We start from the raw sequence: 13,089 nt of genomic DNA, 5'->3' as shown, positions 1-13,089 counted from the left end.
TGACTCCGGGGCGCAAAGCCATATAAGCGCCCGCTCATTGGTGTTGGTGGCCCCCGCAAGGGGATGCCTGTCAATCCGGGGCGCCGGCTTGCCGGTCCGGAGAGAGGACAACGCCCTTTGCAACGGCACGAGGCCCTGTCCGGGTCCGGCCCGCGGATCCTCCGACGCAGCCGCGTCATGGGATCGAACCGCGGAACCGGCTTTCGGAGAGACGCCGAAGCGCCAGTATAAAGGAGATCAGCCGTGACCAAACGCACGTCTGCCAAGTACAAACTCGATCGCCGCATGGGCGAGAACATCTGGGGCCGTCCGAAGTCCCCCGTCAACCGCCGTGAATACGGCCCCGGCCAGCACGGCCAGCGCCGCAAGGGCAAGATGTCCGACTTCGGCCTGCAGCTCCGCGCCAAGCAGAAGCTCAAGGGCCACTACGGCGACCTGACCGAGAAGCAGTTCCGCCGCATCTTCGCAGACGCCGAGCGTCGCCGCGGCGACACCGGTGAGATCCTCATCGGCCTGCTTGAATCGCGCCTCGACGCTGTCGTCTACCGTGCCAAGTTCGTTCCGACCGTCTTCGCGGCGCGTCAGTTCGTGAACCACGGCCACGTGCTCGTGAACGGCAAGAAGGTGAACATCCCCTCCTACCGCGTGAAAGAGGGTGACGTCATCGAGGTTCGCGAGAAGTCGAAGCAGAACGCCGCCGTTCTCGAGGCCGTCCAGCTGCCCGAGCGCGACGTGCCCGACTACATCGAGGCCGACCACTCCAAGATGACCGCGACCTTCGTGCGCACCCCGGCCCTCGCCGACGTGCCCTTCGCGGTCCAGATGGAACCGAACCTCGTCATCGAATTCTACGCGCAGAACTGATCCGGTTCAGCGCATCGCATCGGGAAAGGCCGCTCCTTCGGGAGCGGCCTTTTTCGTTGCTGCATTCTTGTGCAGCCGCCACGTCATCCGACGCCTTCCGATATTTTACCGATTGATAAAAAAATCGACCTGTGGAAGCCTTTTCGAAATGACAAAAGGCAGCGGGAGGCCACCAATGGATACCAGGACGCTGACCCCGGGCATCGTGCCGGGGCGCTTGGACAAGGACAGGATCGAGGCGGGGTTCGCGGACCTGCATCCGCCGCTCGATGATCACGAGGCTCTGGTCGCGGCGGATCGCTGCTACTTCTGCCACGACGCGCCCTGCGCGACGGCCTGTCCCACGACGATCGACATTCCCCTCTTCATCCGCCAGATCGCGACGGGTACCCCGGAGGCGGCGGCGAAGACGATCCTCGAGCAGAACATCCTCGGCGGCATGTGCGCCCGGGTCTGCCCGACCGAGACGCTCTGCGAAGAGGTCTGCGTGCGTGAGGTGGCCGAGGGCAAGCCGGTCGAGATCGGCCGGCTGCAGCGCTATGCCACCGACACGCTGATGGCGCAGGGGGTGCACCCCTTCGAACGCGCAGCCCCTACCGGCAAGCGCGTTGCCGTGGTCGGGGCCGGTCCCGCGGGTGTCTCCTGCGCGCATCGGCTCGCGATGAAGGGGCACGACGTGGTGCTTCTCGATGCCCGCCCCAAGCCCGGCGGCCTCAATGAATACGGCATCGCCGCCTACAAGAGCACCGAGGATTTCGCCGCGCGCGAGGTTGACTGGCTGATGCAGATCGGCGGGATCGAGCTGAAGACCGGCGTGGCGCTCGGGCGCGACACGACGCTCGACGCCCTGAAGGCCGAATATGACGCGGTGTTTCTCGGCATGGGGCTCGGTGGCGTGAACGCGCTTGGCGTCGCCGGAGACGACAAGGGCGGGGTTGCCGACGCGGTGGATTTCATCGCCGAGCTGCGGCAGGCATCCGACCTCGCGGCGCTGCCCGTGGGGCGTGACGTGGTGGTGATCGGCGGCGGCATGACCGCCGTGGACGCGGCGGTGCAGTCGAAGCTCCTGGGCGCGCTCAACGTGACCATCGTCTACCGTCGCTCGCGCGAGCGGATGGCAGCCTCTGTCTACGAGCAGGAGCTCGCGGCAGCCAAGGGCGTGCGGATCATCTGCAGCGCAACGCCGGTCGCGGTGCATGGCAACGGGTCGGTGCGCGAAATCGAGTTCGAGTTCACCGACGACGAGCTGACCGCCACCGGCGAGCGCTTCCGGCTGCCGGCCGACCAGGTGTTCCGGGCCATCGGTCAGACCCTCACCGGCGACGGGCTGCCCGACCTCGAGGGCCGCAAGATCCGGGTCGACGGCGTTGGCCGGACCTCGGTCGCGGGCGTCTGGGCCGGCGGCGATTGTGCCAGCGGTGGCGATGATCTCACCGTGACGGCGGTGGCCGAGGGCCGCGACGCAGCCGAGGACATCCACGCGCAACTCATGGGGACGGCAGGCTGAGGCCGGCTGACGGAGGACAGGAACATGGCTGATCTGACAAGCAATTTCATCGGGATCAAATCCCCCAACCCCTTCTGGCTCGCCTCGGCGCCGCCGACGGACAAGGAATACAACGTGCGCCGCGCCTTCGAGGCCGGCTGGGGCGGCGTGGTCTGGAAGACCCTTGGCGAGGCGGGCCCGCCGGTGGTCAACGTCAACGGGCCGCGCTACGGCGCGATCTATGGCGCCGACCGTCGGCTGCTGGGACTCAACAACATCGAGCTCATCACCGACCGCCCGCTCGAGGTGAACCTGCGCGAGATGAAGGCGGTCAAGCGCGATTATCCGGACCGCGCGCTCATCGCCTCGATCATGGTGCCCTGCGAGGAAGAGGCCTGGAAGGCGATCCTGCCGCTGGTCGAGGAAACCGGCGCCGACGGGATCGAGCTGAACTGCGGCTGTCCGCACGGCATGTCCGAACGCGGCATGGGCGCGGCGGTGGGGCAGAACCCCGACCTGATCGAACAGATCACCCGCTGGTGCAAGCAGACGACCCGGATGCCGGTGATCGTCAAGCTGACCCCGAACATCACCGACGTGCGGCTGCCGGCGCAGGCCGCCAAGCGCGGCGGGGCGGATGCGGTCTCGCTGATCAACACGGTCAATTCCATCACCTCGGTGGATCTCGATCTCTTCGCACCGGAGCCGACCATCGACGGCAAGGGCAGCCATGGCGGCCTCTGCGGCCCGGCGGTAAAGCCGATGGCGCTGAACATGGTGGCCGAGATCGCCCGCAGCCCGGAGACCGCTGACCTGCCGATCTCGGGCATCGGTGGTGTGACCACGTGGAAGGACGCGGCCGAGTTCATGGCGCTGGGGGCCGGAAACGTGCAGGTCTGCACCGCGGCCATGACCTATGGCTTCAAGGTGGTCCAGGAGATGATCTCGGGCCTGTCGCAGTATCTCGACGAGAAGCAGATCGGGCTTCCCGACCTGGTCGGCCGTGCGATCCCGAACGTGAGCGACTGGCAGCACCTGAACCTCAACTACGTCAGCAAGGCGGTGATCGATCAGGATGCCTGTATCAAGTGCGGCCGTTGCTACGCGGCCTGCGAGGATACGTCCCACCAGGCCATCGCCATGTCCGAGGACCGGGTCTTCACGGTCAAGGACGAGGAGTGCGTCGCCTGCAACCTCTGTGTGAACGTCTGTCCGGTCGAAGATTGCATCACCATGGAACGCATGGCGCCGGGCCAGACCGATCCGCGCACCGGCAAGGTGGTTCAGGCCGAGCCGGCCGACTGGACCACGCACCCGAACAACCCGATGGCGAAGGTCGCCGCGGAATAAGATTTTTCGTCCGAAAAATCTTGCCCCAAGAAAATTCGTCCGAATTTTCTTGGGGTCACGACTGGCTGGTCTAGCAGTGCACCAAGAGGTGCGCGTCGTCGCAGATGATCAGGTACTGGTCGCCGCATTCGACGAGGTGAAAGCCCCGCGCTCGCACCTCTTCGAGCAGCGCTGCATATCCCAACTCGCGGTGCACATCCCGCTTCCTGCGGCGCACGATGCCGCCGGTCTTCACGGCCTTCGCCGAGAACAGCTGATTTTGCCATGCGGGGTTGTGCGGGGCGCTTCGGGAGGTGAGGGGTAGGACTTTCATATGCCCAGCGTTTCCCGATTCTGGTCAAGCAGACGTTGTTTCCGGGGTAAGAAGCTTGCGGAACAGCGTCTCGACATGGGCGTTCGCCGCATCCCAGCCCGAGGCTTCCCCGGGCACCAGAACGCGGATCTGGGCATCGAAGTCGGCATAGTGCTGGGTGATCGCCCAGATCGACAGGATCAACTGCGCGGGGTCCGATTTCGCCAGCCGCCCCTCGGCCATCCATTCCGCGATCAAGGCGCATTTCTCGTCGAACAGCGGCTTGAGGTCGCTTTCGAGATGCGGCCGCATCCGCGGCGCGCCCTGGATGATCTCGTTGGCGAAGAGCCGGCTTTCGCTGGGGTAGGCGCGGCTCATTTCCATCTTTCGCCGGACGTAGCCGATCACTTCCTCGAGCGGGATGCCGGCCGGGTCCATTTCGGCGAGCGGCGCCAGCCATTCCTCCATCAGCTTGCTCAGCAGGGCGACATGGATCGCCTCCTTGCCGTCGAAATAGTAGATGAGGTTCGGCTTCGACATGCCGGCCGCCTCGGCGATCTGGTCGAGAGTCGCGCCGCGATAGCCGTGCCGGGAAAATACCTCGAGCGCCGCCTCCATGATCCTTTTGCGGTTGCGCAACTGGATGCGACTGGGTTTCCTGACGGTGGTTTCTGGCATCTGGTTTCCTGTCCTGCCCGTTTTTCGGGCAGTGTCGCCCGCGATCCGCGCAATCGCCCGGCTGGCCCGGGACGTCAATTCTTGACTCGATCCGGACCGGTTGCAATCGTGCCTTTACCAAATGGTAAAAAACCGGCGTGCACCCCGGATGGGCTGCACAGCAGGCAAGCGACACAGGGAGAGCAAGATGGCGGCAACGGGCGAAAACCTCCGGATCGACGGTGACCGGCTTTGGGACAGCCTGATGGAAATGGCGAAGATCGGCCCGGGCGTGGCGGGCGGCAACAACCGCCAGACGCTGACGGACGAGGACGCCGAGGGCCGCGCGCTCTTCAAGCAGTGGTGCGACGACGCCGGGCTCAGCATGGGTGTCGACCAGATGGGCAGCATGTTCATGATGCGCGAGGGCACCGACCCGGACGCGCTGCCGGTTTACGTCGGTTCGCATCTCGACACGCAGCCGACCGGTGGCAAGTATGATGGCGTGCTGGGCGTGCTGGGCGCGCTCGAGGCGGTTCGGTCGATGAACGATCTCGGTATCAGGACGAAGCATCCGATCTGCGTGGTGAACTGGACCAACGAGGAAGGCGCGCGCTTCGCGCCGGCGATGATGGCGTCGGGGGTGTTCGCGGGCGTTCACACGCTCGACTACGCCTACGGGCGCACCGACCTGGACGGCAAGGCCTTCGGCGAGGAGCTCGAGCGCATCGGCTGGAAGGGCGAGGAAGAGGTGGGCGCGCGCAAGATGCATGCCTACTACGAGCTGCACATCGAGCAGGGCCCGATCCTCGAGGCCGAGGACAAGGACATCGGCGTGGTCACGCATTGCCAGGGCCTCTGGTGGCTGGAATTCACCCTGACGGGCCGCGAGGCGCACACCGGCTCGACGCCCATGGACATGCGGGTGAACGCGGGCCTCGCGGCGGCGCGGATCTTCGAGATGGTGCAGGAGGTCGCAATGGCCGCGCAGCCGGGGGCCGTCGGCGGCGTCGGGCAGATGCAGTTCTCGCCCAACTCGCGCAACGTGCTGCCGGGCAAGGTGGTCTTCACCGTCGACATCCGCTCGCCGGACCAGGAGAAGCTCGACGGGATGCGCGCCGAGATCGAGAAGCGCGCCGCCGCCATCTGTGACGAGATCGGCGTCGGCTGTGACGTCGAGGCGGTGGGCCATTTCGACCCGGTGACCTTCGATCCGGAGCTTGTCGGAAACGTGCGCAAGGCGGCCGAGGAGCTGGGATATTCGCACCGGGAGCTGATCTCGGGCGCGGGGCACGATGCCTGCTGGGCGGCCAAGGTGGCGCCCGCCACCATGGTGATGTGCCCCTGCGTGAAGGGCATCTCGCACAACGAGGCCGAGGAGATCTCGAAGGAGTGGGCGACCGCCGGCGCGGAGGTGCTCTTCCGCGCGGTGCTCGAGACTGCCGGGATCGTGGAGTGAGGCCGGGCCGGGTGGGGGCGCTGCCCCCACACCCCCGGGATATTTGAAGCCAGAAGAAGACCAGGGACACCCTGGCGCAGGGAGCAACAGAATGAGCAAAGTCATCAAGAACGGCACGGTCGTCACGGCCGATCTGACCTACAAGGCGGACGTGCTGGTCGAGGGGGGCAAGATCGTCGAGATCGGGCCCGACCTCGCGGGCGACGAGACGCTCGATGCGACCGGATGCTATGTCATGCCGGGCGGGATCGACCCGCATACCCATCTCGAGATGCCCTTCATGGGGACCTATTCCTCGGACGATTTCGAAAGCGGCACCCGTGCGGCGCTTGCCGGGGGCACCACGATGGTGGTGGATTTCGCGCTGCCGTCGCCGGGGCAGGGGCTGCTCGATGCGCTGCAGATGTGGGACAACAAGTCGACCCGCGCGCATTGCGACTACTCGTTCCACATGGCGATCACCTGGTGGTCGGAGCAGGTGTTCAACGAGATGGAGGCGGTGGTGCGCGATCGCGGCATCACCACCTTCAAGCACTTCATGGCCTACAAGGGCGCGCTGATGGTGAACGATGACGAGCTCTACGCGTCGTTCCAGCGCTGCGCCGAGCTGGGCGCGATCCCGATGGTGCATGCCGAGAACGGCGACGTGGTCGCGGAGCTTTCGGCGAAGCTGCTGGCGGCCGGCAACAACGGGCCCGAGGGGCATGCCTATTCGCGGCCGCCGCAGGTCGAGGGCGAGGCCACCAACCGCGCGATCATGATCGCCGACATGGCGGGCGTGCCGCTCTACGTGGTGCATGTCTCCTGCGAGGACAGCCACGAGGCCATCCGCCGGGCGCGGATGCAGGGCAAGCGCGTCTGGGGTGAGCCGCTGATCCAGCACCTGACGCTCGACGAGAGCGAGTATTTCGACAAGGACTGGGATCATGCCGCGCGCCGGGTGATGTCGCCGCCGTTCCGCAACAAGATGCACCAGGACAGCCTCTGGAACGGGCTGCAGAGTGGCTCGCTGTCGTGCGTCGCCACCGACCACTGTGCCTTTTCCACCGATCAGAAGCGCTACGGCGTGGGCGATTTCACCAAGATCCCCAACGGCACCGGCGGGCTCGAGGACCGCATCCCGATGCTCTGGACCTACGGCGTGGGCACCGGGCGGCTGACCCCGAACGAGTTCGTCGCGGCGACCTCGACCAACAGCGCGAAGATCCTCAACTGCTACCCGCGCAAGGGGGCGATCCTCGTCGGCGCGGACGCGGACATTCTCGTGCTCGATCCCGAGAAGACCAAGACCATCAGCGCTGCGACGCAGCAGTCGGCGATCGACTACAACGTCTTCGAGGGCAAGGAGGTCAAGGGACTGCCGCGCTTCGTGCTGACCCGCGGCCGTGTCGCGGTGATGGACGGCGAGATGCAGCCCGAGGAGGGCCACGGCCAGTTCGTCAAGCGCGAGCCCTCGGGCGCCGTGAACAAGGCGCTGTCGTCCTGGAAGGAGCTGACCGCGCCGCGCCCCGTCGAGCGCAGCGGCATTCCGGCAACCGGCGTTTGAGCCAGAACAGCAGATGCGGGAGCGCGGCACCGACCGCGCTTCCCACAACAAGAGAGAGCATGGCACCATGACCGGAAGCGCCATCATCGACGCGCGCGATGTCAGCCTGACCTTCCAGACAAACGACGGCCCCGTTCACGCCCTGCGCGACGTGAACCTGCAGGTGGAGAAGGGCGATTTCGTCTCCTTCATCGGGCCGTCCGGCTGCGGCAAGACCACTTTCCTGCGGGTCATGGCCGATCTCGAGCAGCCCACCGGCGGAGACATCCACGTCAACGGCGTCAGCCCCGAGGAGGCGCGCCGGCAGCGCGCCTACGGCTACGTCTTCCAGGCGGCGGGACTCTACCCGTGGCGGACCATCGGCGGCAACATCCGCCTGCCGCTCGAGATCATGGGCTACGACCGCTCGGTCCAGGCCCAGCGAGTGAAGGAGGTTCTGGAACTCGTCGACCTTGCGGGGTTCGAGAAGAAATATCCCTGGCAGCTGTCGGGGGGGATGCAGCAGCGCGCCTCGATCGCGCGGGCGCTGGCCTTCGAGGCCGACATCCTGCTGATGGACGAGCCCTTCGGCGCGCTCGACGAAATCGTCCGTGACCACCTCAACGAGCAGCTTCTGGCGCTCTGGGCGCGCACGCAGAAGACCATCTGCTTCGTGACCCACTCGATCCCCGAGGCGGTCTACCTGTCGACCAAGATCGTCGTGATGAGCCCGCGTCCGGGTCGGATCACCGACGTGATCGAGAGCCCGCTGCCGAAAGAGCGGCCGCTCGACATCCGCGACACGCCGGAATTCCTCGAGATCGCGCACCGCGTGCGCGAGGGGCTGCGGGCGGGGCATGCCTATGACTGAGGTCATGACGCCCCGCGCGGCCGGGCCCGGCGACGTGCCGGGCATTGCCGCCGTACTCAACCGCTGGATCGACGAGACGCCCTGGATGGAGCGGGCCAATGACGCGGAAACGCTCGAGGGATTCATCGCCGCCGCGCTGCCGGATCGCGAGATCTGGGTGCTCGGAGAGCCGATCGACGCCTACCTGTCGCTGAACGCCGAGACCGGCCAGATCGGCGCGCTCTACTGCACGCGCACCGGCGCGGGCTGCGGCAAGGCGCTGATGGACGAGGCCAAGCGCGGCCGCGACAGCCTGTGGCTGCACACCCATGTGCCGAACCGGCGCGCGCAGGCGTTCTACCGGCGCGAAGGCTTTGAGCAGGTGGGCGGCGAGATCGCTCCCGAGCCGCCCGAGACCGTTCCGGAACTGCGGATGGAGTGGCACCGATGAGAAACATCCTGCCTGTCCTGACCGTCATCGCCGCCATCGTCGTCATCTGGTATGGCGCCGCGGTCTGGCTCAACGCGCAGTGGGTACTTGACACAGCCGCGCGGCAGGACCGCGAGGTCGGCGCCGCCGAGCTGGTCATGGAGACCTGGAGCCAGGACAAGCCGCAGCTGCCGGCGCCGCACCAGGTGGTGACCGAGCTGTGGCAGACCACGGTCGAGAAGAACATCACCTCGAAGCGCAGCCTTGTCTACCATGCCTGGGTGACGCTCTCGGCGACGCTCGCGGGCTTCGGGCTGGGCACCGCGCTGGGCTTCGCGCTGGCGGTGGGGATCGTCTACATGCGGGTGATGGACATGTCCGTCATGCCGTGGGTGATCGCCAGCCAGACCATCCCCATCCTTGCCATCGCGCCGATGATCATCGTCGTGCTCAACGCGATGGGGCTGTCGGGGCTGCTGCCCAAGGCGATGATCTCGATGTACCTGAGTTTCTTCCCGGTCGTCGTCGGCATGGTGAAGGGCCTGCGCGCCCCGTCGCGGATGCAGCTAGACCAGATGCGGACGTGGAATGCGTCGAAGACGCAGGAGTTCTTCAAGCTGCGGCTGCCGTCGTCGATGCCCTATTTCTTCACCTCGCTGAAGATCGCCATGGCCGCAAGCCTCGTGGGGGCCATCGTGGGCGAGCTTCCGACCGGCGCGGTCGCGGGTCTTGGCGCCCGGCTGCTCGCGGGCAGCTACTACGGGCAGACCATCCAGATCTGGTCGGCGCTGTTCATGGCCGCCGCCGTCGCCGCGGCGATGGTCGGGCTCATCGGCTTCGTGCAGCGGCTGACCCTCAAGCGCATGGGAATGAACTGATGTGGATCGTGCTTGGCATTCTTGCATGGGCCGGCGGCTGGGCGCTGAACGTCTGGCTTGCGGGCCGCGCCCGCAGCCGGGCCACGGCGCTGGCCGTGCCGGTGATCTTCGGGCTGACGCTGATCTTCGTCTGGGAAGCGGCGGTGCGGGGCTTCGGCATCTCGCCGGTGCTGCTGCCGCCGCCCTCGGCGATCGTGGCCGAGATGGGCACCTCGAGCCATATCCTTTGGGAGGACTTCGTCCAGACCGTCATCAAGGGCGCGCTGACCGGCTTCGTCATCGGCTGCGCCGCGGCGCTCGGCACCGCCATCGTGGTCGACCGCTTCGACTTCCTGCGCCGGGGCCTGCTGCCGGTGGGCAACTTCGTCGCCGCGCTGCCGATCATCGGCATCGCGCCGATCCTCGTCATGTGGTTCGGGTTCGACTGGCAGTCGAAGGCGGCGGTCGTGGTGGTCATGGTGTTCTTCCCGATGCTGGTGAACACCGTCGAGGGGCTGCGAGACACCTCGGCAATGCAGCGCGACCTGATGCGGACCTACGCGGCGGGCTACTGGACGACCCTGCTGAAGCTGCGGCTTCCGGCGGCGATGCCCTTCATCTTCAACGGCTTGAAGCTCGCCACCACGCTGGCGCTGATCGGGGCCATCGTTGCCGAATTCTTCGGCTCTCCGATCAGGGGAATGGGCTTTCGCATTTCCACCAGCGTCGGGCTTCTTGCGCTCGATCTCGTGTGGGCTGAAATCGTGGTGGCGGCGATTGCCGGTTCGGCGTTCTATGGCGGTGTGGCACTGCTCGAGAAGGCCGTCACCTTCTGGCACCCCTCGCAACGGGGCCAAGGATAACAAAGACAACAGGACCTACGAGAAGACCAACATGGAGGTAACAATGAAAACCATCACCACACTGTCCGTCGCGGCAGGCATGGCGCTGGCCGCAGGCGCGGCGCAGGCGGCGGACGAGCTGTCGCTGCAGCTCAAGTGGGTCACGCAGGCACAGTTCGCGGGCTACTACGTGGCCGCCGACAAGGGCTTCTACGAAGAGGAAGATCTCGACGTCACCATCAAGCCCGGCGGTCCCGACATCGCCCCGGTGCAGGTGCTGCTGGGTGGCGGCGCCGACGTGATGGTCGACTGGCTGCCCTCGGCGCTGGCCGCACGCGAGAACGGCGCACCGATCGTCAACATCGCGCAGCCGTTCAAGTCGTCGGGCCTGATGCTCACCTGCCTCAAGGAGTCCGGCATCGAGAGCCCCGAGGACTTCCCGGGTCACACGCTCGGCACCTGGTTCTTCGGCAACGAGCTGCCGCTCTACAGCTGGATGTCGAAGCTCGGCTATCCGACCGACGGTTCCGAGGGTGGCGTCACCATCCAGAAGATCAACTTCAACGTCGATCCGCTGCTGCAGAAGCAGGTCGATTGCGCCACGACCATGACCTACAACGAGTACTGGCAGGTCATCGACGCAGGGCTCACGCCCGATGACCTCGTGGTCTTCAAGTATGAAGACGAGGGCATCTCGACGCTCGAGGACGGTCTCTACACCACCGAGGAGAACCTCGAGGACCCCGAGATGGTCGACAAGCTCACCCGCTTCGTGCGCGCCTCGATGAAGGGCTGGAAATATGCCGAGGAGAACCCAGACGAGGCGGCCGACATCGTGCTCGAAAACGACGCCACCGGCGCACAGACCGAGAAGCACCAGAAGCGCATGATGGGCGAGATCGCCAAGCTGACCGCCGGTTCCAACGGTGCGCTCGACCCGGCAGACTTCGAGCGCACGGTCGAGGTGCTGATGTCGGCGGGGGCCGCTCCGGTGATCACCAAGGATCCGGGCGATGCCGCCTGGACGCACGAGATCACCGACGAGGCGCTCGACTGAGCCAAGGCCCTGTGGGCGGGCTCACGCCCTGCCTGATGGCGAAGAAATACGGGGTGGCCTGAATGGGCCACCCCGCTTTCGTTCTGAAATGCGATATCGAAACGTCGAGGCGGTCGGGGTTGGGGACATGCCTTACCGGACCTGACACTTGCTTCTCAATGAACGGGGCGACTCGTAGCCCGGAGCTGTGACAGCCCCGTGACGTCCCGATGAAGAGTTCTCCCCGGACAATCCTCAGCGCGAGATAAGTGCGAGCAGATCCTCTGTGCGGAAGGGGCGGTGCAGCACCTCGTAGCCGTCTGCCTCGCCATGTTCCTCGGCGTCGAGGCCCATCAGCACGAGCCGCGCGCCGGTCTGGCGCAGCGCCTGCCCGAAGTCCGAGCTCACCGCATCTTTCGGCGACAGCGAGACCACCGCCAGCGCAAGACGCGGCATCTGCGCAAGCAGTGCCTGCGCGGACGGGCGATCTTCTGCAGTCGCGATCCTTGCGCCGGGATGCGCCTCTCCGAGGGTGGTCGTGATGTCCAGAGCCACGAGAGGGTCATTCACGGCAACGAGAAATGACGGATGCAGGCTTGTGCTATCTTCCGGGGTCATGGTGTCCTTACGATGATGCAAGGCTGCGTATGGAACAGATCGGGGCGTGCGGCATTAAACCATGACGTATCAAGCTACGGATTTTTGAACATGAAGGCGATTTCCTGCAAAACCTGCCCGCTTCAGGAGTGCGAGCTTCTATTGCCGCACGACCATGAACGAAAGTCGTTTCTCGAGGACTTCAAAGCCGGCGAGATGACCGTGGAGCCGGGCACACAGATCCTTCTCGAAGGGGCGATGACACCCAATCTCTACACTGTCCTCGACGGTATGGGGTTGCGCGACAAGACGTTGCGGGATGGGCGCCGGCAGGTCATCAACTTCGTGATGCCCGGCGATTTTCTCGGGCTTCAGGCCGGCGTCATGGGAGAAATGACCAACTCGGTCGAGGCGGTGACGCCGATGCGGCTCTGCGTGTTCCGGCGCGATGACCTGTGGACGCTGTTCCGCAACCAGCCGGAACTGTCCTATGCGCTGACATGGATCGCGGCGGCTGAGGAGCATTTCCTCGGAGAGACCATCGCGACGCTGGGCCAGCGGGATGGCAAGGAGCGAATCGCCTGGGCGCTGCTCAAGCTGTTCCAGCGGATGCAGGGTCTGGGTCTGGGCGAGAATCGCCGCGTGCCGCTGCCCTTCCGGCAGCAGGATCTCGCGGATGCGCTGGGGCTGTCACTGGTCCACACCAACAAGACCCTCGCGCGCCTGCGTTCCGAAGGCGTGGCGAACTGGAGCAACGGCCACCTGACGGTGCCGGACGCAGAAGCACTCGCGACGGTGGCCGTCACCGACCCGGAGCCGGTGCAGAAGCGGCCGTTCCTCTAGG

14 protein-coding genes are annotated in these 13,089 nt (G+C 65.9%); 11 read left to right on the top strand and 3 right to left on the bottom strand.

What is annotated here, in order from left to right:
- The first annotated feature begins 243 nt into the window (after positions 1-243).
- The 3 genes from rpsD to preA all read left to right on the top strand — a co-directional run bounded on the left by rpsD (position 244) and on the right by preA (position 3,700).
- Complete coding sequence (gene rpsD, locus D6860_RS20165) at positions 244-864, top strand: 30S ribosomal protein S4 (RefSeq protein WP_076623289.1); 621 nt, start codon at positions 244-246, stop codon at positions 862-864.
- A 175-nt stretch (positions 865-1,039) separates the two neighbouring features.
- Entirely contained in the window at positions 1,040-2,371 is a 1,332-nt protein-coding gene (locus tag D6860_RS20160) for an NAD(P)-dependent oxidoreductase (RefSeq protein WP_076623290.1), read from the top strand.
- Positions 2,372-2,395: 24 nt separating this feature from the next.
- Complete coding sequence (gene preA / locus D6860_RS20155; RefSeq protein ID WP_076623291.1) at positions 2,396-3,700, top strand: NAD-dependent dihydropyrimidine dehydrogenase subunit PreA; 1,305 nt, start codon at positions 2,396-2,398, stop codon at positions 3,698-3,700.
- 70 nt (positions 3,701-3,770) lie between these two features.
- Here the strand turns inward: preA and D6860_RS20150 are convergent, their stop codons facing one another.
- Positions 3,771-4,013 carry a hypothetical protein gene (locus tag D6860_RS20150; RefSeq protein WP_017469084.1) on the bottom strand — a complete coding sequence of 81 codons (243 nt, stop codon included), beginning with the start codon at positions 4,011-4,013 and terminating at the stop codon, positions 3,771-3,773.
- Positions 4,014-4,037: 24 nt separating this feature from the next.
- Positions 4,038-4,670 carry a TetR family transcriptional regulator C-terminal domain-containing protein gene (locus tag D6860_RS20145; protein ID WP_076623292.1) on the bottom strand — a complete coding sequence of 211 codons (633 nt, stop codon included), beginning with the start codon at positions 4,668-4,670 and terminating at the stop codon, positions 4,038-4,040.
- Between the two features lie 187 nt (positions 4,671-4,857).
- On the opposite strand from D6860_RS20145, the gene D6860_RS20140 reads away from it, so the two are divergent.
- The 7 genes from D6860_RS20140 (at position 4,858) to D6860_RS20110 (ending at position 11,669) form a co-directional block, all read left to right on the top strand.
- Positions 4,858-6,108 carry a Zn-dependent hydrolase gene (locus D6860_RS20140; protein WP_076623293.1) on the top strand — a complete coding sequence of 417 codons (1,251 nt, stop codon included), beginning with the start codon at positions 4,858-4,860 and terminating at the stop codon, positions 6,106-6,108.
- 91 nt (positions 6,109-6,199) lie between these two features.
- Positions 6,200-7,654, top strand: coding sequence for a dihydropyrimidinase (gene hydA / locus D6860_RS20135; RefSeq protein ID WP_076623294.1), 1,455 nt, complete (start codon positions 6,200-6,202; stop codon positions 7,652-7,654).
- A gap of 67 nt (positions 7,655-7,721) precedes the next feature.
- Positions 7,722-8,504, top strand: a complete 783-nt coding sequence (locus tag D6860_RS20130; protein ID WP_076625332.1) for an ABC transporter ATP-binding protein — start codon at positions 7,722-7,724, stop codon at positions 8,502-8,504.
- A complete protein-coding gene (locus D6860_RS20125; RefSeq protein WP_076623295.1) occupies positions 8,497-8,934 on the top strand; it encodes a GNAT family N-acetyltransferase in 438 nt (145 codons plus the stop codon). Before D6860_RS20130 ends, D6860_RS20125 begins: the two co-directional genes overlap by 8 nt.
- The gene (locus D6860_RS20120; protein ID WP_076623296.1) at positions 8,931-9,791 is read left to right on the top strand and encodes an ABC transporter permease; all 861 of its coding nucleotides are present in this window, start codon (positions 8,931-8,933) and stop codon (positions 9,789-9,791) included. Before D6860_RS20125 ends, D6860_RS20120 begins: the two co-directional genes overlap by 4 nt.
- Positions 9,791-10,633, top strand: a complete 843-nt coding sequence (locus tag D6860_RS20115; RefSeq protein ID WP_371683205.1) for an ABC transporter permease — start codon at positions 9,791-9,793, stop codon at positions 10,631-10,633. The genes D6860_RS20120 and D6860_RS20115 overlap by 1 nt, the downstream gene beginning before the upstream one ends.
- Positions 10,634-10,676: 43 nt before the next feature.
- A complete protein-coding gene (locus D6860_RS20110) occupies positions 10,677-11,669 on the top strand; it encodes an ABC transporter substrate-binding protein (protein WP_076623297.1) in 993 nt (330 codons plus the stop codon).
- A 234-nt stretch (positions 11,670-11,903) separates the two neighbouring features.
- On the opposite strand, the gene D6860_RS20105 is transcribed toward D6860_RS20110, so the two are convergent.
- Entirely contained in the window at positions 11,904-12,203 is a 300-nt protein-coding gene (locus tag D6860_RS20105) for a hypothetical protein (protein ID WP_076623298.1), read from the bottom strand.
- Between the two features lie 153 nt (positions 12,204-12,356).
- Here D6860_RS20105 and D6860_RS20100 point away from each other — a divergent pair, with 153 nt between their 5' ends.
- Positions 12,357-13,088 carry a Crp/Fnr family transcriptional regulator gene (locus tag D6860_RS20100; RefSeq protein WP_017467226.1) on the top strand — a complete coding sequence of 244 codons (732 nt, stop codon included), beginning with the start codon at positions 12,357-12,359 and terminating at the stop codon, positions 13,086-13,088.
- The last annotated feature ends 1 nt before the right edge of the window (position 13,089 follow it).

The organism is Salipiger sp. D13 (assembly GCF_003703915.1).
Lineage (GTDB): Bacteria > Pseudomonadota > Alphaproteobacteria > Rhodobacterales > Rhodobacteraceae > Salipiger > Salipiger profundus.
This window is presented reverse-complemented; position numbering and strand designations above follow the sequence as displayed.